Genomic DNA, 21,739 nt, shown 5'->3' with positions numbered 1-21,739 from the left:
CCCGCGCGAGCTACACTATCCCCTTAAACATGATTGTGAGGACGACCGCTATGCTATTTGTAAATCGGCTGGTACATACGCTTGTTCCCGGCAGCGAGAGCGAGCCGGTCGATGCATCTTGCCGCACCAACGCGGGCTTTTCCGCAAGCCTCATCTGCATTGGCCTCAACATCACCCTGTGCCTGGCCAAGGGCATCGCGGGCCTGCTCGCCGGCTCCGTCTCCCTCATCGCCGACGCTTTCAACAACCTCTCCGATGCCTCGAGCAACATCGTGAGCCTGCTCGGATTCCGACTTGCCAGCCGCCCGGCCGACGAAGGTCACCCCTATGGCCACGGCCGCTATGAGTACCTAGCCGGCCTGTTTGTCGCCGTCCTGGTTTGCGCCGTCGGCATCAACCTGATCCTTGAGTCGGTCACCAAGATCATCAAGCCTTCCCCCACTGCATATTCGGTGCTCTCCTTAGCCGCCCTCGTCTTGTCCATGCTCGTTAAGCTCTGGATGGCCGCGTTCAACCGCACGCTGGGCGACCGCATCGACTCGGAGACGCTCATCGCCACAGCACAGGACTCCAAAAACGACGTCATCACCTCGGGCTCGGTCTTGGTGGCGGCGCTTATTTCGCAGATGACCGGCTTTGACCTCGATGGCTGGGCAGGCCTGGGTGTGGGCATCTTCATCTGCATCAGCGGCATGGGCCTAGTGCGCGACGCCATCAGCCCGTTGCTGGGGCAAGCGCCCGACCCCAAGCTCGTCCAGGCAATCCGCGACAAGATCATGTCCTATCCGCAGGTCTTGGGCACACACGACCTCATGGTGCACGACTACGGCCCCGGTCGTCAGTTTGCCAGCGCCCACGTGGAGATGCCTGGCGAGGGCGACGCATTTGAGCACCACGAGATTCTGGACACCATCGAGCACGACATCAAGCGCCAGATGGGCATCGATATCACGCTGCACTGCGACCCCATCGCCACCACCGGCGACGATCTGCGCGGCTGGGTCAAGCGCGGCGTCATGCAGATTGATCCCGCGCTCTCCATCCACGACCTACACGAACACGACGGCTTCGTTTCGTTTGACCTGGTGCGCCCCGACGGCTTTGACATATCCGACGAGGAGCTGTTGGAGCTCGTCACGCGCATCGTGCACGAGCGCAGGCCCGATGCCTCGTGCGTCGTCACGTTTGACTCGGGCTTTAGCTCGCCCGAGCGCCCGGCAGAGCGTCTGTAATCGACGGCAAAACGGGACGCAGGACCGCCGACCCACGCGCACATGCGCCCGGTCACGCGACACTGCGTCCCGTTTTTGTTTGCACTGCTAAGGCTCTAGCCGCTCAGCCGCTAGTTCCCCTGTGCGCCCGAAATGCCGTTTTGCAGTGCGTTCCAGGCATCCGTCGCCATGTCGCCCAGGTTCTGCGCGGTGTCGCCGAGGTTTTGGGCCGTATCGCCCAGCTCTTGGGCCTTGTCTCCCAGCTCCTGGGCCTTGTTGCTGAGATCTTCCAGCGCGCCGGAACTCGAGCTATCCGTGCCGCCCTGGCCACCAGACACATTGCCCGACGAGCCATCCTTACGAGTGAGCTGGACCTCCAAGTTGCCATCGCCGTTGTAGCGGGCAGACGTAACCACCCAGTTAGCATCGACAACGGGCGTCGAGCCATCGTCGGTCAGAATCACGGCGTTCGAAAGTCGGCCCCGCGCGACTTGAGGAGCTTCTTGGCGTTAGACCAGTACTGTCCCGGGATATCACTCAGGTCCACAGCGCCTGATTGGGTAGCCTCGGCCTGCTCTGCCGTCGTATCGGTTGAAGCGCCTCGTTTATTGAGCATGCCCGACACGATGGCAAACACAACCGATAAGGCAAAGAAAATCGCCAGTACGATGAGAATCTTCTTAATAACGCTCGACGAACGCGAGGACTTCTCCCCCTCGTCCTCGCCATACTGCGGAATCGATTTGGGATACTCGCGATAGGGCTGGCGCGCACGCGAATCGCGCGAGTCATAACGAGGCTGGGCCTGTGCCGTACGCGGCATATACGTCGTCTGCTGAGGCTGCAGAATGGAATTTTGCGACAAATCGCTGTAAGGGTCCGGCGCGGAACTGGCATAGGGGTCCTGCGGCGCGTAATCAAACGGGTCTGGTGCCACGTTGCCGTAGGGGCTTTGCGAAGGGACAGCGTAAGGGTCCGGCGCCGCGTTGCCATAACCCATAACTCGCGTGGGCTCGGCCGTGGCCTGGGTCGCGTCGGGCGCGACGTAGCCGGGATTTGCCACAACGCGGGTCGCATCGGCGCTATTACCCGCCTGCGCGGAGCCGTAGCCACCCATTACGGTCGTCTTATCCTGGTCCATGCAACGTTTCCTTTCCGTCGCCTGCAAGCATCGAGTTATCCATGCATTCTACCCGCGCAAAAGCCTATGATGGGCAGTGCCCGCCGGTATCTACAAGACATGCGCGGTCCTCGGGATAAAAAGCCCCGCCGGGCCTTGGTGGCGCGGCGGGGCGGGCAAGCGGCTATGAATAGCGAGCTTAGAACAGGCCGGTGATGTTGCCGTCGTTGTCGACGTCGATGTTCTCGGCCGCGGGAACCTTGGGCAGGCCCGGCATGGTCAGAACGCTGCCGGTCAGCGCGACCACGAAGTGAGCGCCGGCGGAAACCTTGAGCTCGCGCACGGTGATGCGGAAGCCCTCGGGGGCACCGAGGGCCTTAGCGTTGTCGCTAAAGCTGTACTGCGTCTTGGCCACGCACACCGGCAGGTTGCCAAAGCCGTTCTCGCGCAGCTCAGCGAGCTGGCGCTTGGCAGCCGGCGTAAAGTCAACGCCGTCGGCACGGTAAACCTTGGTGGCAACGGCCTCGAGGGCGTCGGCCACATCGGCACCGTCCTCGTAAGCAAACTTGAGCTCGCTCGGCTGCTCGATCAGGCGCATGACCTCATCGGCCAGCTCGAGCGCGCCCTCGCCGCCCTTGGCCCAGACCTCGGACAGCTTAACGTTGACGCCCAGCTTCTGGCACTCGGACTCGATGAGCTCCAGCTCGGCCTCGGTGTCCGTCGGGAAGCGATTGATGGCAACCACACAGGGCAGACCGTAGACGTTCTGAATGTTGTCGACGTGGCGCAGCAGGTTGGGCATACCGGCCTTGAGCGCCTCGAGGTTCTCCTCGTTGAGGTCGGCCTTGGCAACACCACCGTTGTACTTAAGCGCACGGGCGGTCGCGACAATCACGACGGCGCTGGGGCGAACGCCCGTCATGCGGCACTTGATGTCGAGAAACTTCTCGGCACCCAAATCGGCGCCAAAGCCTGCCTCGGTAATGGCGACATCGCCAAAGCGCATAGCCATACGCGTGGCCATGATGGAGTTGCAGCCGTGGGCGATGTTGGCGAAGGGGCCGCCGTGGACAAACGCGGGCGTACCCTCGAGCGTCTGCACCAGGTTGGGCTTGAGCGCGTCCTTAAGCAGCGCGGCCATGGCGCCCTGAGCCTTGAGGTCGCGGGCGCGGACAGGCTCGCCAGCATAGCTGTAGCCGACGACGATCTCGCCCAGGCGCTCCTTGAGGTCGTTGATGCTCGTGGACAGGCACAGGATCGCCATGACCTCGGAGGCGACGGTGATGTCGAAGCCGTCCTCGCGCGGCACGCCCTGGGCCTTGCCGCCAATGCCGTCGATCACATGGCGCAGCTGGCGGTCGTTCATGTCGACGACGCGCTTCCAGGTGATGCGCTTAACGTCGATGCCAAGCTGGTTGCCCTGCTGAATATGGTTATCGAGCATGGCGGCCAGCAGGTTGTTCGCAGCGCCGATGGCGTGGAAGTCACCGGTAAAGTGCAGGTTGATGTCCTCCATGGGGATGACCTGGGCCCAACCGCCGCCGGCGGCACCGCCCTTCACACCAAACACGGGACCGAGCGAAGGCTCGCGCAGGGCCACGGCGCTCTTGACGCCGCGACGACGCAGGCCGTCGGCCAGACCGATGGTCGTGGTGGTCTTGCCCTCGCCCGCAGGCGTGGGGTTGATAGCGGTCACAAGGACGAGCTTGGCCTGGTGATCGGTCGGCTCGTTGAGCAGTGAATAGTCGACCTTTGCCTTGTCGAAGCCGTACGGAATCAGGTGCTTAACGTCGACGCCGGCGTTCTTAGCCACCTCGGTAATGGGCAGCGGCGTTACAGAACGTGCGATTTCGATGTCGGTAGGCATGGGCGGTCCTTTCGTTACCGTGTGAGAAAAAGACCAATCCAGCATAGCACGGGCGCGCAATAGTAAAGCACCCGTAACCGATGAACGACGATATGTTTATCCAATGCCCAGCGATAGCCTACAAACCCGCCAAAACAAGGGTCCCTAAACGGTAGGCTCAATACCCAGATGCTCAAACGTGCGAAGCGTTGCCTGGCGGCCCTGGGGCGTACGGATCATCAGGCCGCACTGCAGCAGATAGGGCTCGTACACGTCCTCGAGCGTACCCGGGTCCTCGCCTACCGCACTGGCAAGGGTCGTCAGGCCCACGGCGCGACCGGAAAACGTCTTGGCAAGCGTCTCCAAAATGCGAATGTCCATCCAGTCCAGGCCAAGCTCATCGATCTCGAAGAACTCGAGCGCCTGGCGGCAAATGTCAAGCTCGATAGGGCCGTTGCCGCGCACCTGCGCATAGTCGCGCACGCGCTTGAGCAGGCGGTTGGCCAGGCGTGGCGTGCCGCGCGAGCGCGAACCGATTTCGAGCGCGCTCGGATGGTCAATGGTCACGCCCAGGATGGTCGCCGAGCGCGTCACGATTTGAGCGAGCTCCTCGACGGTGTAGTAGTCCAGACGATACGAAATGCCAAAGCGGTCGCGCAACGGGCCGGTCAACATACCCGAGCGGGTCGTTGCCGCCACCAGCGTGAACTTGGGGATATCCAGGCGAATCGAGCGCGCCGCCGGACCCTTGCCGATCACGATATCGAGCGCAAAGTCCTCCATCGCGGGATACAGGACCTCCTCGACCGAACGGTTAAGGCGGTGGATCTCGTCGATAAACAGCACGTCGCCCGGTTGCAGGTTGGTGAGGATGGCCGCCAGGTCACCGGTTCGCGCGATGGCAGGACCGCTCGTCGTCTTAATCTGAGCACCCAGCTCGTTGGCGATAACGGTGGCAAGCGTGGTCTTGCCCAGGCCCGGAGGGCCCGAGAAGATCACGTGATCGAGCGTCTCGCCGCGGCTCTGCGCCGCCTCGATCAGCACGCGCAGGCTCTGCTTAATATGCTCCTGGCCGCAGTAGTCGTCCAGGCGCTGGGGGCGCAGGGTGCGATCGACATCGAGGTCCTCGGGCGTTAACTCCGAGCCCACCATGCGCTCGCCATGCGCCATGGATGCCGCCGGCGAGTTGCCGGGCGTCGCCCACAGGTCCTGAGAGTCATCGGCTTCCCACATCACGCATCCATTCCGAGTCGCTTAAGCGCCGCGCCGAGCAAGTCCTCGACACGCATATTCTGCCCATCATACCCGCTCAGGGCAACATCGGTCTCCTGTGGGCTAAAGCCCATGGAAAGGAGCGCCGCGCGGGCGTCGTCAAGCGCCGAAGGAGCAGCAGCGGGCACCGGCATCGCGACCTGGCCGGGAATCACATCGACCGGCACAAAGCCCTTGTCCTTGGCAAAGGTGCTCTTGAGTTCCAAGATCAGGCGCTGGGCGGTCTTTTTGCCCACGCCGGGTACCTTTGCCATGCCCTTGTCGTCCTCGGCCATCACCAAGGAGTACAGCTGCCCCACCGTATAGGTGGAAAGTACGGCAAGCGCCAGACGCGGACCCACGCCCGAAACGGACACAAGGCGGTCGAACATCGTGCGCTCGTCCTTGGAGGCAAAGCCAAAGAGCGTCATGGCGTCCTCGCGTACCTGCATGCGGGTATACAGGCGAACCTCGCCACCGGGCGCAGGCAGCGTGGCCGCGGTGCTACCAGAGATGCCGAGCTCAAAGCCCACGCCCGACACATCGACAACGGCCGAGCTCATCGTGGCCTCGACAAGCGTTCCATGGAGCTGGGAGATCATCAGTATCCGGTTCCTCTCTGTTGGTAGAACTCGCCGCCGGTGAGGGCGCGGGTGCGGCTGAGATTAACGTGGCAGATAGCGCAGGCCAGGGCATCGGCGGCATGGTCGGGATGCGGGTCGTGGTCGAGCTGCGTCAACGTACGCACCATGTAGGCAACCTGCCGCTTATCCGCAGCACCTGTGCCCACGACGGCTTGCTTGATCTGCATGGGCGTGTACTCGCCAATCTCGAGCGCACATTCCGAAAGCGCCACGAGCGCGGCGCCACGGGCGTGTGCCGTAGGTATTGCCGAGCGAACGTTGGCGCCAAAGTAGATGCTCTCGACGGCAGCGGTATCGGGACGATAGCGCTCAACCACATCCTTAAGGTCGCGAGCGATATGTGACAAACGAACCGCGAGCGGGCTGCCGGCACTGGTTTCGATACAACCGTAGGCACGGCAGCGAACCTCGCCGCGCCGCTCCTCGATAATCCCCCAACCCGTATGGGCCAAACCGGGGTCAATACCCAAGATAACCAAGCCAGCCTCCCCTCGCCTTTGCCATACGCAAGGGAAAGGCCCCGCGCATCATTCACGAACGTCTGTTCTAGAATAACACAATGGGGCCGATATACTTAAGGCAAGATCATCTCAATTGTTGAGCTTACGATCGCAGGGAAATCCCTCTCGTGGCATTCCCTTATCAAAACCCTAGTTCTGACTGAAGAAGGGAAATTGGCGAGGATCCACCGGGGGATGAGGCATCGGCATGCCCTGCGGACCACCTTGCGGCCCGCCCTGGCCGCCCATCATCTTGTCGATGGCGTCCTGGACCTCGCCCTCAAACTTTTTCATACCTTCATGCAGGCGGCGCTGGCCGTCCTCGGAACGCAGCTCCTCCATCTGCTCGGGCGAAATGCCCAACAACTCGCCGAGCAGACCCATCATCTCGCCGCGCATGCGCTCGCTCGCATCGCCCTCGTCAAACCGGCGCACCTCGGCGCGCGCCAGCGAATCGACCGTCATGCGCTCCTTGCCACCAAGCCCCAAATCCGACCACGCAAGCATATACGGCCACGAGCGCTCGGCAAACGAACGGGCCGAGACAATCGGCGCCGTCGGCAACATGCGGCGAGCGGCCTCGCCCTGGCGAACGAGCATCAGCAGCAGCGAGCAGGCCTCGGGCTTGCCAGTGGCCATCGGAATGTCGTCGAAGGGACGGTTGCGGTCCACATGCGCCTCGAGCGCGCCGTCGATCTCGCCGGGCTCCAACCCGCCCAGCAGCTGCGCCGCGCGGTCGAGCATGTCGACCGGACCATCGAGCGTCGAGAGCGCCTGCGCCAGCACGCGCTCCATGCAATCCTCCACCGCATTGAGCGTCACAAGCTCCTGCGGCACCACAGCAGACGTACGGTTGCGCACACGCGCCACAAACTCGAGCGTCGACAGGTACACGTCGCCGAAGGGCGCGTAATCTCCCTGGTAGCCACCGCAAAGCGCCGACGCCGCCAGCGCGTACTCGGTTTTGGACAGCGGACTCAGCGCTATCGCGCCCAGCTCGAGCGCCGTATCCTCGAGCATCAGGCCCAGCGTGCGGGAGCGCAGACGCTCGGCATCGCCTGCCGACACGTCGCGGTCGAGCACACGCGCGGCATCCGGCGCATCGCGCTCAACCGTGCGAATATGCAGGCGCTCGGCAATGGCGCGAACGGCGGAACAGCGAGCCGCCTCGGCCTCCTCCTGCGCCGGCGTAAAGATGCGGTTGCGCCCCAGCACCAGGCCGATCACATTGCGCGGACCCAAGGCGTCGACGGCAAGCGCCGCCAGCAGGGACGACGGCAGGTCGCCCTCGAGCGCCACCACGGCGCGCGACGTACCGCGGGCGCGGGCGTTGTCGCGAACGGCGAGCACCAGTGCCTGCCACAACCACTCCTCAGAGCGGAACTCGGGCAGCTCATGGTCCTCCAGGGCATCGAGCATCACGCCGCGTTGAATCTCCTGGACCAGCAGGCTCTCCTCAAAACACGGCGCCTGGGCCACCACGCGGCAGCAGTCGTCGAGCACAAACGACCCGCCGGTATACACCGACTCGTCGTACGCACCGACCGGCGCCATGCAGGCAAACCACACGCTGCGCTTGGAAGCGATCTTGCGGTAGGCGCCACTGCGCACGGCGGCAACGGCAGCGGTCTCGCGGTCAGTCATATCGAATGCGTTGAACTGGAAATAGACAATTAAATCGACCCCGGTCGGCAGCATCTCGAGCTCGCGGTCCAGATCGAAGATCACCGCGATGCGCACGCCGTCCACATCGAACACCGGCGGCGCCCAACGCGCGTCGTTGTTCTCGCCGCGTTGCAGGGCAATGCTTGCGCGCGCGGGCACCACGCGACCGTCCTTGAGCATCATGTAGTCGAGCAGGGGCTGGCCCTCAAACGAAACCGCCGCGGGCACGATGCAGATCATATCGAGCTCCTGGATGCGCTCAGCGACGCCGGACAGGCCAGTAAGCATATCGTGTTCAAAGTCGGCAGCGCCCACCAGACCACCGGGCAGGGCACCCATAAAGAGCGGGGCCGGCACGCACAGTACGCGCGCACCGCGCTCGTGGGCCAGGCGCGCCTGATCCTCGATGCGGCCGCAGATACCCTCAATATCCCCCAGGCGCATATCGATCTGTGCAAGTGCGAGCTTCATGGCTCAGCCCTTTCCGTCGTAAACCGTCGTTGTCGTAGTAAAAGCGCCGGCCGCAAGATGCAGTCGGCGCTTGCATGTGCATATGCTAGCTATGATACCCCGAGCGGGGGCACGCTCCTAGAACGTCGCGGACCACAGCCCGTGCAGGTTGCAATAGGCATAGACGGTGCCGGTCTTGGAACCGCCGGCAAAAAACGTCGCGGGCTTCATGCCGGGCTCAAGGTAGTGGACCTCCAGACGGCCCTCGGCCTCGAGCGCGATCCACTCGATGTAGTGCTCGGGCAGGCTGGGGTGCTCGACCGAGCCCACGCGCGCACGGATCACGTGACCGTCGCGCTCGCTCTCGATGACGGGCACGTGCTTCTCGTGCGCCGCGTCCTCGGTGTTCGCGGTCAGCTCCGTGCAGCCGGCGGGGGTTGCAACGTCGTCGCCAAGGGCAGCGATGAGCTTGCCGTCAGAGTCCTTAAAGAATTTCGCCATGATGTTCTCCTTTGCTGATGTGCCGGTGTTCTCGATGCTTCTTATGCCCAAAGGCAAACGAAACATCCACGGCATCGCAAATGAACACATAACGAGCGAGGTTAGCGCCCGTCACCGCCCAGTAGCGCCAGGACATCCTCGCGAGTAAACAGCGCCGAGGAGATACCGTCGCCACCGAGCACGCTGTTGACTAGGTCGCGCTTGGACTCCTGCATCTGCATGATGCGCTCCTCGATCGTGTCCTTGGCGATGAGCTTGTACACGGTCACGGTGTGTTGCTGGCCAATACGGTGGGCACGGTCGGTCGCCTGGTCTTGCGCCGCCACGTTCCACCACGGGTCGTAGTGAATGACCACGTCGGCGGCTGTCAGGTTCAGGCCGACGCCGCCCGCCTTGAGCGAAATCAAGAAAACCGGCACCTCGCCCGCTTGGAACTGCGCGACCATCTTGGCGCGGCTTTCCTTGGACGATGCGCCCGTAAGCTTAAAAAAGCCGATGTCCTCCTTGGCCAGGCGCTTGCCGATAATATCGAGCATGCCCGTAAACTGGCTGAACAGCAGGATGTGGTGTCCGCCGTCGAGCGCGCCGTGCACGAGTTCCATGCAAGCGTCGAGCTTGGCGCTGCCCGCCTTGTAGTCCTCGTAGTGCAGATGCGGGTCGCAGCAGATCTGGCGCAGCTTGGTGAGCTCGGCGAGCACCTTGAGCTTGTCCTTCTTAAACTCATTGGCCTCGCGATGCTGTACCTGCTGGGCGATGCGGTCCTGATTGGCCAGGTAGAGCTTGCGCTGCTCGCCGGTGAGCTGTGCCATAACCGTGTCCTCGATCTTCTCGGGCAGGTCGGCCACCACGTCTTCCTTAACACGACGCAGCACAAACGGCGACACGAGCGCCTGCAGACGAGCGGCGCTGTCGCCCTCGGCGTGCTCGACCGGACTCTCAAAACGCTTGGCAAACGACTCGCGCGTGCCCAAAAGGCCCGGCATCAAATAGTCGAAGATGCTCCAGAGCTCGGACAGGCGGTTTTCGATGGGCGTGCCCGTCAGGGCAAAGCGCACGCCGGCCGGCAGGCGCTTGGCGGCGCGCGCCACCTGGGTGAGCGGGTTTTTAATGTACTGGGCCTCGTCGAGTACCACACGGGCAAAGTCCTGCTCGACGTATTCGTCGATGTCCCGGCGCATGAGGTCATATGACGTCACGACCACGTTGTGCTCGGCGGCACCGGCAATTTGCACGCGACGCTGGGCCTTGGCACCCACGATGGCGCACACATCAAGCGAGGGGGCAAAGCGCTCCAACTCGGCAGCCCAGTTGTACACGAGCGACGCGGGGCATACCACGAGCGTGGGCTTGGTATCCCCCGCTTCCACGCGCGCCAGAATGTGCGCGATCATCTGCAGCGTTTTGCCCAGGCCCATATCGTCGGCCAAGATGCCGCCAAGGCCCAGATGCTCAAGCGAGCCGAGCCACTGGTAGCCGTCGACCTGGTAGCCACGCAGTGTGGCCTTGAGCGAGGCAGGCACCGTAAAGTCCATCTTGCCGAGCGTGTCCAGACGCTCGACGGTGCGGCGGAACGCGGCGTCGCGATCGGCCTCGAGCGCCGGCGTGCGCGCGAGCATGCTATCGACAAAAAGGGTGCTCGACGCGGGAAGCGACACGCCGTCGAGCAGGTCGACGGCATCGACGCCCAAGTCCTCGGCAAGGCCAAACGCAGCACGAGCGCCCTCGTCCAGGCGCACGATGTCGCCCGACGTGAGACGCGCAAACGTCTGGTGACGCTTGTAGGAATCGAGGTAGATGGCAAGGTCAGCCGCCGAAAGCCCGCTCGCACCCAGCTCGACGTCGAGCAGGTTACTCTTGACGGTCGCGCGCACAGAAAGCTTGGGCGCAGGGCGCACCGAGATCTGGCGCAGGCGGTCGCTGAGCATGACCTCGCCCAGCTCGGACAGGGCAGACAGGCCCTCGGTCAGCAAGTGGAACAGGCTCTCGTCATCGCGCTCCTCAAATGCCAGGCCGCCCTCGTAGAAATCGAAATACAGGGCCGCCGTGTCCATAACGCGAAACTCCGCCACCGTATCGCGGGGCGGAACGCCGGGGCGCTGTTCTTCGAAGGGACTGCCCGGAGCACCAAGACTAAAGAGATCTGCCGACCAATCGCCGTAGGTAACCGTAACTTTGCAGGTCACAAGCCCATCGTCGACGCCGATCGCCATGGCAAAACTCGGCTCGGGCGCCACGGCGTCGAGCGCGGCGGGAGCGGTAAGGTCGGTGTAGTCGCGCAAGATGGGCAGCGCCATGCGGCAGAACTCGCCCACCTGGTCGGCGGCGATATGGACCGGCGTGCGGCAGGGCAACAAGTGCGATAGGAACGGCGCCGCATGTTGGGCAAACGCCGTGTCGCTACGGCGCGCGCGGCGCGTATCGACCAGATAGGCTGCGTCGCCCGCGACAAAGCAGTACGTATCGGCCGGCAGACGCAAGTCGTAGCTGCCTCCCGCCGCCGGTGCAATCTTGGCGGCAAGGAGCGGCGGGCGCTTAGCCGGGGCTTGTCCCTCCCCCTGCGGCGACGGCTCGACGGCCACCTCGTAGGCGCGATGCGTCGTCGTCCCCCGCGACCAAGCAGGCTCAAAGGACAGGGTCCTGCCACGCAGCAGGTCCAGCACGGACACGACGGAATACTCGGATACCGGCAACTGACGCTCGGCGACAAAGCCGCTGCGGGCAAAGTCGTACGATGCCGAGCGCGAACTCGTGATGTCGCTCAGGTAGGCGACCGTCATTGCGATAAAGTCGAGCAGCTTTGTCGATACGTCGTCGAATGCCTCGGACACATGGACAAACGTAAGCTTCTTGCCATAGGAGAACGTACCGCCGCGCACATAGGCATCGGCCATGCCGTCGATATCCTTAACCACGTAGGACACCGAACCGCTGCGAATGCGAAACTCAAGCGCCCAGTTAAAGCGGTCGGCAAACAGCGGATTGTAGTACGGCACCAACGAGGGCTCCAGCACCGCTTTGGGCGCATCGGGATCAACGGCACCGGCAAGCTTGCGGCGCATGCTCGCCAGCTCATCCATGCGCGCGTCCGAAAGATCGGAAAGCGCCGCCACAAGGCTCGGGCTCGTGGGGATGGGTGCCGGAAAGGGAAAGTTGGGGTTGACCGCAGATGCGGTGGGCGCGGGGCGTGCGGGCTGCTTGGACTGTGCGGGCGGTACCGTAAACGTGCGGACCGGCGTGCGCAAACCCTCGACGGACTCGGCGCCGCTGGCATCCAGATACGCTAGCGCCGTGGCGATGGCGTGCTTGCACATGCCGGAATAGCGGAAGGCGGCGGGGCAATCGCAGTCGTAGTCGACAACCTCGTGCTCGTCCATGTCGAGCGCCACGTGCGTCTTGTACAGGTCGCCGCGCGAGCCGCGCACCGAGCCCTCGATAGTCACATTTTTGGAGAAGCGCGAGCCGGAGTCTTCGAACGACAGCACGGCGCCGTTGAGCATGAGCGAGCGCCCCTTCATAAAGGTACTGCTGAGCGCCGCCTCTTTACGAAGCGCCTGCGCAAACGTCCCCTGCGTCATCACTTCCTCCAATCTCGCGCGGACCAGCAAGGTCGCCCTTAGATCACCGTCACTCTGCCTTGGTTACCCACAATGGCCTTGGCCTCTGCCAACAGCGGAATCGAGCGTGCGTTGACCTTGGCCGGCACCTCGGCACGCAGCACGCGCCCGTCCACCTGCTCGATAAAGATCTCCACGCGGTCGCCGCCCGGGTTGGCGGTAAGCACCGTGGCAAGACGCGCCATATTGCCCTGACTAAAGCGGCTATTGGGCACCATGACCTCAAACACCTTGGGCTTGTTGTTCTCCTCGTTGAGCTCCAGCGGCACGATCTCCTGCGCGATGATCTGGTCGCCGCGGTCCGAGCGCTCGAGCTTGCCCTTAATGCGCACAAACGCATCGGACAGCTGCGCGCCGGTCTCGGGATCGACCTCGCCGTACAGGTACCCCTCGGCCTCCTTGTAGGTCTTGGGGAACACCACGACCGTGGCCTCGCCTTCCATGTCCTCGAGCTGCACGATGCCCATCGGGTCGCCGTTTTTGGTCACGCGCTTGGACACGCTCGAGACCATGCCGGCCCACCACAGCGCCTTGCCCTCGGGAATCTCCTGGTTGATAGTGCCGCCCGTGGGGTTTTGCACCTCGTAGCCGGTGTCGATCTGCGAGAACGAGAAGTCGCGCGCTTTGCTCAGTGCATACTCAAACGGGCGCAGTGGGTGGTCCGAGACGTAAATGCCCAGAACCTCCTTCTCCTGGCTCAGCTTGAGGTGGCGGTCCCACTCCTGGCCGTCCGGATCGGGCACGCTGACCTCGAAGCCCGAGCCCTCAACGTCGCCAAACATGTCGAAGAACGAGGTCTGGCCGCTCGCACGGTCCTTCTGGCGCTTTACCGCGGCGTCGATGATGTTCTCGGGGTTGTTCTTGTCCACAAAGTGCATCATCTGGCGGCGCGGATAGCCCGTGGAGTCGAAGGCACCTGCCTTGATCAGCGATTCGATCACGCGACGGTTTGCCTGGCTCGAGTCCACGCGCTCCACAAAGTCGTGCAGCGTCTTAAACGGACCGCCCGCCTCGCGCTCGGCGATAATCGCCTGCGCCACGCCGGTACCAACGCCGCGGATGCCGGCCAGACCAAAGCGCACGCCTTCCTTGGTAGCCGTGAACTCGGTGCCGGACTCGTTGACGTCTGGCGACAGTACGGGGATGCCGTCGTGACGGCACGCCGAGACGTAGTGCACGATCTTGTCGGTCTTGCCCGTATAGGACGTCAGAACGGCCGCCATGTACTCGTGCGGATAGTGCGCCTTGAGCCATGCCGTCTGCATAACCAGAATGGCATAGCCGGCGGAGTGCGACTTGTTGAAGGCGTAGGACGCGAACTCAAGAACATCGTCCCAAATCTTCTGGGCGACCTCGCGCGTGTAGTTGTTCTTGATGGCGCCGTTCATCCAGTGGTCGTAGGTGGTCTCGTCCGAGCCATCCTCCCAATGCAGCACCGTCGACGTGAGCAGCTTGATCTTTTTCTTAGCCACGGGCTTACGGATGCGCGAGTCCGATTCGCCCTTGGAGAAGCCGCACATCTCGACGGAGATGAGCATAACCTGCTCCTGGTAGACCATGGTGCCGTAGGTTTCGCCCAGGATGTCGTCCAGGCGATCGTCGTAGGAGACCGCCGGCTCCTTGCCGTTCATACGGTTGATGTAGGACGAGACCATGCCGGCGCCCAGCGGGCCCGGGCGGTACAGGGCGATCAATGCTACGACGTGCTTGTACTCGGTGGGCTTCATGTTCTTGATCGTGGCCGTCATGCCGGCGGACTCGACCTGGAAGACGCCGGCAGTGTGGCCGGAGCCCATGAGCTTAAAGATCTCGGGATCGTCAAAGGGAATCTCTTCCTCTTTGATGTCGATGCCAAAGTTCTTTTTGATGTTGGCCTTTGCCTTGGAAATAACCGTCAGCGTGCGCAGGCCCAGGAAGTCCATCTTGAGCAGGCCCATGTCGGCGACGGTATGGCCCTCGTACTGGGTAATCTCGACGCCGCCCTTGGTATCGAGCTTGGTCGGCACATGTTCGTTGACGGGGTCACGGCAGATCAGAACGGCGCACGCATGCACGCCCTCGCCACGAGTGAGGCCCTCGATAGAGAGCGCCGTGTCGATGATGCGGCGAGCGTCGTCGTCCTTTTTATAGGCCTCGGCAAAATCGGGGTTAAACAGATCCTCTTTGCCGGGCTGTTTGTCGAGCACCTGCTTGAGTTTGACCTTGGGGTCGCTCGAGACCATCTTGGACAGGCGCTGGCCCATGTAGACCGGGTAGTCCAGAACGCGCGCGGCGTCGTTGATAGCCTGCTTGGCCTTGATGGTCGAGTAGGTGATGACGTGGGTGACTTTCTCGGGGCCGTAGAGCTGGCGAACGTGCTCAACGACCTCGAGGCGCCGCTCATCGTCGAAGTCCATATCGATATCGGGCATCTCGGTACGCTGCGGGGACAGGAACCTCTCGAACATCAGGCCGTTCTCGAGCGGGTCGAACGCGGTGATGTTCATGGCGTAGGCGACGATGGCGCCGGCGGCCGAGCCACGGCCGGGGCCGACGCCGATGCCATTGTCCTTGGCCCATTGCACGTACTCGGCAACGATCAAGAAGTAGGCGGCAAAGCCCTTGTCGCAGATGACCTTGTATTCGTACTCAAAGCGCTCTTTGATGTTGACGCCGCCGATCTCGCGCGTGGCCCAGTCGTCGCCGTAGTGCTGACGCAGGCCTTTCTCGCACTCGCGACGGAACTGGCTCTCGTGCGTCTCGCCGGGATCGAGCAGCGGGAAGCGCGGCAGGATGATGGAGTCCCAGTCCAGCTCCACGTAGCACTTGTCGGCAATCTCGAGCGTGTTGTCGCAGGCCTCGGGGCAATACGGGAACATCGCCCGCATCTCCTCCTCGGTCTTCATGTAGAACTCCGAGCCAGTCATGCGCATGCGGTTGGGGTCATCGACCTTGGCGTTCATGCCAATGCACATGATGACGTCCTGCACGGGCGCATCCTCGCGGCGCAAATAGTGGAAGTCGTTGGTGGCGATGACCTTGACGCCCACCTGCTTGGCGATGTCGATGAGCGTGCGGTCCATCTGCTCGTCGGTCAGGCCGTTGTCGGTCGTGATGCCATGTTCCTGGATCTCGATGTAAAAGTCACCGGGCTCGAAGGTGTCACGGAAGGTCTCGGCCCACTTGATGGCGCCCTCCATGTCGCCGCGATCAATGTATTTGGGGATGATGCCGGCGATACAGGCGCTCGTGCAGATCATGCCCTTGGCATGGCGGCGCAGGTTGTCGAGCGTTACACGCGGCTTGTAGTAAAAGCCCTGCACGGCGGCCTCGGAAACCGTCTGCATCAGGTTGACGTAGCCCTCCTGGTCCTTGGCCAGAAGGATCATGTGGTAGAGCTCGGGCTTGTGGTCGCGGGCGAGCGTCTCGTCCGGCGTAAAGTAGACCTCGCAGCCAAAGATGGGCTTAATGACCAGGGGCGGCTTGAGCTCGTCGATGTTGCCCTTCTCGTCCCACATGGCCATGTCCTTCACATACTGGGCATGCTCGCGCGGGTTTGACTCAGGATCGGGCTCCACCAGCTCGTCGCGGCGGTCCTTTTCCAAGAAGGCCTTGTCGTGGCTCCAGGTTTTATACTCGGGCGTGTTGTGGTTGACGGCGTCGCAGGCCAGCGCCAGGTCGGGTACGCCGTACATGTAGCCGTGGTCGGTAATGGCCACGGCGGGCATGCCAAGCTCAACGGCACGATTGACCATATCCTGGATACGGGTTGCGCCGTCGAGCATAGAGAAGACAGTGTGGTTGTGCAGATGGACGAATGCCATGTGATGAGCTCCGATGCGGGTTCGTGTTCTGACTGAACGATTTTACCCCACGGCGCGGACGCCACCCGAACCTAGCCAAACCCACACGGCTCCTACGGCAGTTGCGGTGAAATAGTTCCTGTTTGGGGGTGCGGACGATTTCTTGGACCGCGCCTAGGCGTATCCAAGCTTCCTGCGGTACTCCATCGGGCTGAGCCACCCGAGGGACTTCTTTATCCGCTCCTCGCGATAGTACACGAGGTACGCCTCGAGCCTCCCCATGAACTCCTCGGCCGTCACGCCCTCCCAGTCCCTGTAGTGGAAGAACTCGTTCTTGAGGCGGCCGAAGAAGCCCTCGCAGGCCGAGTTGTCCGGGCTGCAGCCCTTCGCGGACATGCTCCTGACCAGGCCGTTCTCCTCGCAGATCCCGATCCACTCCGGCCAGCGGTAGTGGCCGCCCCGGTCCGAGTGGATCGTCGTGCGCGCGCCCGCCGGCCTCGCCGCGCAGGCCTTGAGCAGGCTCGAGTTCGCGAGGCGCTTGTCGGGGTGCAGCCCGATCGACCAGGCGACGGGCATCCCGTCGAAGCAGTCGACGATCGGGCTCAGGTAGACCTTCTCGCCGCCCGGGAGCCTGAACTCGGTGATGTCGGTGAGCCACAGCCGGTTGGGCTCGTCGGCGCGGAACCTCCTGTTCACGAGGTTCTCCGGCGCCTTGGAGACCTCGCCGGCGTAGGAGCTGTAGCCCCGGGCGCGCCTCTTGTTGTAGACGACCTCGAGGCCCTCCTCGCGCATCACGCGGGCCACGCGCTTCTCGCTGGCCCGGACGCCCTCGCGGCGCAGGCGCGCCCAGACGGTGCGGTACCCCCCAGCACCCCGAGCCCTCGCGGAAGATGCGCACCACGCGGTCGCGTATGTCGGCGTCGCGGTCGCGCGGCACGGCGACGCGGGGCCTCCAGTACTCATAGGAGCTCTTCGATATCCTCAAGAAACCTGTGATCGAGCGGAGGGGCAGGGCGGTCGCCCGCCTCAATCTCTCGCCGAGCTCGCACTTGCTCCTGTTCGAGATCGAAGCCGGGTCCCACCCTTCCGCTTTTAGGTCGTCCAACACCGCCCTGAGCAGCAGGTTCTCTATCTGGTCCTCGTTGAGCCCGGCGAGCGGGCCGGTCGCGGGCGGGGCATAGATCGACTTGTCGGGGCCCAAGCTGGCCTCCTTCCGTGGCGGTTTCCTCGCCACGATTCTACAGCGCGCCCCGGTGTAGCTGTGCGGGAGGTGGCCCGTCGCCCACTTCTTGGCCGCGCCCACCGTGACCCCCGCGAACTTCGCGGCGGCGGTCGGCCCCATGCCGTCCTCCGTCGCCAGGAGGAAGAGCTCGACCTTCTCCCTGCTGTACATGCGAACCTCCAGTCCGGACCGCTTCACGGTCCAACTTTCTGTCCGCACCCCCTTTGGCCCGCCTGAGCAGCAATTCAGGAACTATTCCACCGCAAGTTATTGAGGCTAGAGCTTGTAGGTGACTACTTGGGGCTCGGCGGGTTCGACGAAGATGGTTGGATCCGGCTGTTCCACACGGACGAACTTGACGGTCACCGCCTCGTAGCCCGCCTTATGCAGAACATCGGCGTAGACGCGCGCCTGCAGGGCATGCTTCTCGAGCAACTGGTCTGGTGTCTCGTCCGGCGTGCCACCTGTCTTGTAGTCGATGACCAACGCACGCGACGGATCTGCCGGATCGGTCGCCAAGGCATCGATAGCGCCCTCGGCATACGCACCGTAGCGGGCGATGTCCTCGTCCTCGCAGCCCAGCGAGAAGAACGGCACCTCGGCGCGAACGCACGGCCAGGAAAGCAGCTCGGCGCGAACCGCCGACTTAAGCCAGCGATCCAGAGCAACGTCAAAACGCTCGCGCTGCTCCGACGTCAGGTGCCACAGGCGAGCCAGGGTATCGGCGCGCTCGGCGGGCAATTCGTCGGCGCCCATCTCGATGAGCCACTGGCAAGCGGCATGGAAGGCCGAGCCCAGGGCCATGGGATTGCCGACGGGCTCGACAGCAGCCACATCCGCATCCGTCATCTCCGAGCCATCCGACTCGACATCATCGCCAGCCTCGTCCATGGGCACGCGCACCTCGGCGGCATGGTCCTCGGCCTCGGCATGCAGCACCGCGGCAATCGACGAATAGCTGTACGAATCGCGCGCCGGATACGGGCAGGTGCCCATGCGCACACCCACCGCCCGGGGATACACGAGCTCAAACGCATCGGGCTCGGGGTCGGCAGGACCGAGAACGGCGACGCGGGCATCTGCGCCGGCGCCTTCCGCCTCCGCACCACCGCGGACAAGCCTGCCCTCGGCATCCAACGAAGCGTTAGCCTCAAACGTCTGCTCGCCAAAGGTAAAGTTTGCCAGCGAGATAAGCTCGTAATCGCCCGGCTGGGAATTGTCGAACACCAAGTGGTCGGCATCGAGCTGCGGCATACCCAGGCCCTGGCCAGGCAGAATGCGGCGCAGCACGTCATAGGTCAGGTCGGACTCGACGTCGAAAGACGGTGCCGGCACCTTACCGCGACTCACGGCGACGTCCATCGCCAGAATCACCAGCTCGCGCGCACGCGTCATGGCGACGTAGAGCAAGCGGGCCCGCTCCTCGAGCGAGAGCTGCAGGTCATCATTGCGCAGGCGCACAAATGCCTCGGCGGGAGAACCCGTCGCACAGACATCGTCCATAAGTTCCGGCGAAAGCCACAGCGACGTGCCCTTGCCCTTAAATGCGTGCTCAAACTGCTTTTTGACGTCGTCGCCCTTGACGAAAGTCCCGTCGGCGAGCTTAACACCATCAAAGCGTGCCGGTAGTGCCACAACCTGCGCGCCGCCCTCGACACGCCCCATCTGGGCAGCTCCGGTCGACTTACGTACGCCAAAGCACTCGGAAACCGCCACGACCGGATATTCCAGACCCTTGGACGCATGCACCGTCATGATGCGTACCGCGCCATTGCCCTCCTCGTTGAGCGCACCCGGCGCCTCCTTGCCCGCCAGGAAGCGATCGAAGGCGAGTGCAATGGAGCGCGGCGAGTTGCCGACCTCGGCCTCTGCCTCGGCCACGGTATCGAGCGCCTTGAGCACGTTAGCGGCGATGGCCTTGCCCTCGGGGCCACGCTGCGCCAGGCGCACAAACCAGCCCGAGGCGTTGACCGCATCGCGAGCGATAGCGGCAAACGAATCGCGCCCCACGCGACGGAACGCATAGCGCAGCACCTCGCGGGCGCGCGTCAGCAGCGGCAGATCCCGCAGGCCGGGCACGTCGCAATCGCTCATGATGCCCGCATCGATATTGCGGCGCGAGGTCTCCCCCGTCTGGTCGTCGAGCTTGGTCGCCAGTGCCAAGAACTCCTGGGCACCGAGCGCAAACATCGGCGAGGCCAGCAGGGGCATAAGGCCCTGCGCCGTGTCCGCCGGGTTGGCAAGCGCGCACACCAGGGCGCGAATCGTCTGTACCTCGGCAGCTTGGGCAAAGACCGAGCCGCCCGCAATGACGCAGTCGAGTCCCTGGTCGCGGAACGCTTGGGCATAGACGTCGGCATTGGTCATGCGGCCCAGCAGCAACACCATATCGCCCTGAGGCTGTTTTTTATCGGCAAGCGCACGGAAACGCTCGGCAATCGCACGAGCTTTCGCCTGCGTGCGCTCCTGCGTGCTGCCGCCGGCAACGAGCAGCGCCTGACGGCGCGAAGCCTCTGCCCTGAGCTTGTCTTCGCGCTCATCACTCGGCTCAAGATCCAAAAAGCCCTGCATAAGGCCACCGGTATCGCCGTCAAAGACACGCGCCACGTAGCGCAGGACCTCGTCGTGACTGCGGAAGTTGCGCACGAGTTTGACAAGCTCGCCGGCGGGTGCCCCAGACGAAGCGAGAACGGCGCCCGGAGTGCTGGCAGCTGCCGACGCGCCCGAAGCACCCACCTTGCGCTCCTGGCGGCGGAAGACCTCGACCTCGGCACCACGGAAGCGATAGATCGACTGCTGCGCGTCACCCACCGTGCACAGCGCACGCTCGCCCGCACCCGTCAGGTAGCGAATCAGATCGACCTGCATCTGGTCGGTGTCCTGGAACTCATCGATCATGACCATTTTAAAGCGGCCCTCGTAGGCGGCTCGGATAGTAGGATAGTCGCGCAGCGCCTCGTATGCCATGCGCAGCAGATCGTTGTTATCGAGCGCGGACTGGTCGGCCTTGAGCGCGCGGTACTCCGCCTCCACGGCACGGGCGAGCCCCGTCAGCGCATCGAGCGCCGGGTCGCCGCAAGCCAGCACAATGTTGACAAACGTGTCGGCAGCCTCTGCCTTGAGCAGCTCGACGTTCTCCTTAGGGAACATCTTGCTCGCGCGCGGCATGCCGCACGACATCATGAGCCGCGCCACATCCGCCATGGTCTTGTCGCTCGCCTCGAACACGTCGATGGCCTCAAGCGCCACCTGTGCCTTCTCGGTCGCGGCCTTGCTCGCGCCGAGCGCCGCACGATAGGCATCGGCAAGTGCCGAGGTATCAGAGCAGCCGCGAAGCACGCACACGTCGTCCATGCCACCCGGCAGCTGGCTGGACAGCTCCAGCAGGTCGCGCACCAAGCCCTTGATGGTGGTGCCGCCGCCAAAGGGACCGCCCTCTCCCGCCATGGGATACCAGGCGTAGAGGGCTTTGAGCGAAGCGGCAAGCTCGGGAGCGGCATCGGGTGCCGTCGCGCGGGCCAGCACATGCTCGACAGCCTGGTCCATGAGCTCATCGGTATCGGTGAGCACCGTGAATTCGGGGTCGATGCCCAGCTCCAGCGCATGCGCACGCAGAATACGCGAGCACATGCCGTGGATGGTCGAAATCCAGGCGTCGTCAACCGTCAGGGCTTCCTCGTCCATGCCCTCTTCGATAAGCGCACGACGCACGCGGTCGCGGATCTCGGCCGCGGCGTCCTTGGTAAAGGTAATGGCGAGCACCTGGTCCAGATGCTCAACGAACGGACCGGATTCGGGCGAGAGCGCGTAGACGATACGGCGCGTAAGGGTGAAGGTCTTGCCCGAACCGGCGCCCGCCGAGACAAACAGCGGACGGTCGAGCGTTTTGACGACTTGCAGCTGTTGCGGCATCAAAGTCGAAAGATCCATGGT

13 protein-coding genes are annotated in these 21,739 nt (G+C 63.5%); 1 reads left to right on the top strand and 12 read right to left on the bottom strand.

Going from position 1 to position 21,739, the window contains the following annotated elements; translation table 11 throughout:
- Window positions 1–50: 50 nt before the first annotated feature.
- On the top strand, window positions 51–1,232 hold the full coding sequence (locus tag FGQ67_RS05150) for a cation diffusion facilitator family transporter (RefSeq protein ID WP_138340448.1): 1,182 nt from the start codon (window positions 51–53) through the stop codon (window positions 1,230–1,232).
- A gap of 110 nt (window positions 1,233–1,342) precedes the next feature.
- Here FGQ67_RS05150 and FGQ67_RS05145 read toward each other — a convergent pair whose 3' ends face one another.
- The 12 genes from FGQ67_RS05145 to FGQ67_RS05090 all read right to left on the bottom strand — a co-directional run bounded on the left by FGQ67_RS05145 (window position 1,343) and on the right by FGQ67_RS05090 (window position 21,736).
- Entirely contained in the window at window positions 1,343–1,675 is a 333-nt protein-coding gene (locus FGQ67_RS05145) for an SNARE domain-containing protein (protein WP_138340447.1), read from the bottom strand.
- Window positions 1,672–2,352, bottom strand: a complete 681-nt coding sequence (locus FGQ67_RS05140; RefSeq protein WP_138340446.1) for a hypothetical protein — start codon at window positions 2,350–2,352, stop codon at window positions 1,672–1,674. Before FGQ67_RS05140 ends, FGQ67_RS05145 begins: the two co-directional genes overlap by 4 nt.
- Window positions 2,353–2,530: 178 nt before the next feature.
- Complete coding sequence (locus tag FGQ67_RS05135) at window positions 2,531–4,198, bottom strand: formate--tetrahydrofolate ligase (protein ID WP_138340445.1); 1,668 nt, start codon at window positions 4,196–4,198, stop codon at window positions 2,531–2,533.
- Window positions 4,199–4,342: 144 nt separating this feature from the next.
- Window positions 4,343–5,410 carry a Holliday junction branch migration DNA helicase RuvB gene (gene ruvB / locus FGQ67_RS05130; protein ID WP_117735946.1) on the bottom strand — a complete coding sequence of 356 codons (1,068 nt, stop codon included), beginning with the start codon at window positions 5,408–5,410 and terminating at the stop codon, window positions 4,343–4,345.
- The gene (gene ruvA, locus FGQ67_RS05125; protein ID WP_138340444.1) at window positions 5,410–6,030 is read right to left on the bottom strand and encodes a Holliday junction branch migration protein RuvA; all 621 of its coding nucleotides are present in this window, start codon (window positions 6,028–6,030) and stop codon (window positions 5,410–5,412) included. Before ruvA ends, ruvB begins: the two co-directional genes overlap by 1 nt.
- Complete coding sequence (gene ruvC / locus FGQ67_RS05120; RefSeq protein WP_118405685.1) at window positions 6,030–6,551, bottom strand: crossover junction endodeoxyribonuclease RuvC; 522 nt, start codon at window positions 6,549–6,551, stop codon at window positions 6,030–6,032. Before ruvC ends, ruvA begins: the two co-directional genes overlap by 1 nt.
- 171 nt (window positions 6,552–6,722) lie before the next feature.
- The gene (locus tag FGQ67_RS05115; RefSeq protein WP_138340443.1) at window positions 6,723–8,708 is read right to left on the bottom strand and encodes an NAD(+) synthetase; all 1,986 of its coding nucleotides are present in this window, start codon (window positions 8,706–8,708) and stop codon (window positions 6,723–6,725) included.
- Between the two features lie 117 nt (window positions 8,709–8,825).
- A complete protein-coding gene (locus tag FGQ67_RS05110) occupies window positions 8,826–9,188 on the bottom strand; it encodes a desulfoferrodoxin family protein (protein ID WP_138340442.1) in 363 nt (120 codons plus the stop codon).
- A gap of 101 nt (window positions 9,189–9,289) precedes the next feature.
- Window positions 9,290–12,763 carry a DEAD/DEAH box helicase gene (locus FGQ67_RS05105; protein ID WP_138340441.1) on the bottom strand — a complete coding sequence of 1,158 codons (3,474 nt, stop codon included), beginning with the start codon at window positions 12,761–12,763 and terminating at the stop codon, window positions 9,290–9,292.
- A 38-nt stretch (window positions 12,764–12,801) separates the two neighbouring features.
- Window positions 12,802–16,605, bottom strand: a complete 3,804-nt coding sequence (gene dnaE, locus FGQ67_RS05100; RefSeq protein WP_138340440.1) for a DNA polymerase III subunit alpha — start codon at window positions 16,603–16,605, stop codon at window positions 12,802–12,804.
- Between the two features lie 153 nt (window positions 16,606–16,758).
- Entirely contained in the window at window positions 16,759–17,547 is a 789-nt protein-coding gene (locus FGQ67_RS05095) for an IS3 family transposase (RefSeq protein WP_138340439.1), read from the bottom strand.
- 535 nt (window positions 17,548–18,082) lie between these two features.
- Window positions 18,083–21,736: a UvrD-helicase domain-containing protein gene (locus FGQ67_RS05090; RefSeq protein WP_138340438.1), complete on the bottom strand. Its 3,654-nt coding sequence runs from the start codon at window positions 21,734–21,736 to the stop codon at window positions 18,083–18,085.
- Window positions 21,737–21,739 lie beyond the last annotated feature (3 nt).

Origin of the sequence: Collinsella aerofaciens (genome assembly GCF_005845035.1) — a bacterium.
GTDB lineage: Bacteria > Actinomycetota > Coriobacteriia > Coriobacteriales > Coriobacteriaceae > Collinsella > Collinsella aerofaciens_I.
The sequence above is the reverse complement of the archived record's forward strand: the minus strand, read 5'-3'. Positions and strand labels throughout refer to the sequence as shown.

Excerpts from the sequence above, each read along its gene's own strand:
- FGQ67_RS05150 (WP_138340448.1), top strand. The coding sequence starts at position 51 with ATGCTATTTGTAAATCGGCTGGTACATACGCTTGTTCCCGGCAGCGAG.
- FGQ67_RS05140 (WP_138340446.1), bottom strand. The coding sequence starts at position 2,352 with ATGGACCAGGATAAGACGACCGTAATGGGTGGCTACGGCTCCGCGCAG.
- FGQ67_RS05135 (WP_138340445.1), bottom strand. The coding sequence starts at position 4,198 with ATGCCTACCGACATCGAAATCGCACGTTCTGTAACGCCGCTGCCCATT.
- ruvB (WP_117735946.1), bottom strand. The coding sequence starts at position 5,410 with ATGTGGGAAGCCGATGACTCTCAGGACCTGTGGGCGACGCCCGGCAAC.
- ruvA (WP_138340444.1), bottom strand. The coding sequence starts at position 6,030 with ATGATCTCCCAGCTCCATGGAACGCTTGTCGAGGCCACGATGAGCTCG.
- FGQ67_RS05115 (WP_138340443.1), bottom strand. The coding sequence starts at position 8,708 with ATGAAGCTCGCACTTGCACAGATCGATATGCGCCTGGGGGATATTGAG.
- FGQ67_RS05110 (WP_138340442.1), bottom strand. The coding sequence starts at position 9,188 with ATGGCGAAATTCTTTAAGGACTCTGACGGCAAGCTCATCGCTGCCCTT.
- FGQ67_RS05105 (WP_138340441.1), bottom strand. The coding sequence starts at position 12,763 with ATGACGCAGGGGACGTTTGCGCAGGCGCTTCGTAAAGAGGCGGCGCTC.
- dnaE (WP_138340440.1), bottom strand. The coding sequence starts at position 16,605 with ATGGCATTCGTCCATCTGCACAACCACACTGTCTTCTCTATGCTCGAC.
- FGQ67_RS05095 (WP_138340439.1), bottom strand. The coding sequence starts at position 17,547 with ATGAGTACTGGAGGCCCCGCGTCGCCGTGCCGCGCGACCGCGACGCCG.
- FGQ67_RS05090 (WP_138340438.1), bottom strand. The coding sequence starts at position 21,736 with ATGGATCTTTCGACTTTGATGCCGCAACAGCTGCAAGTCGTCAAAACG.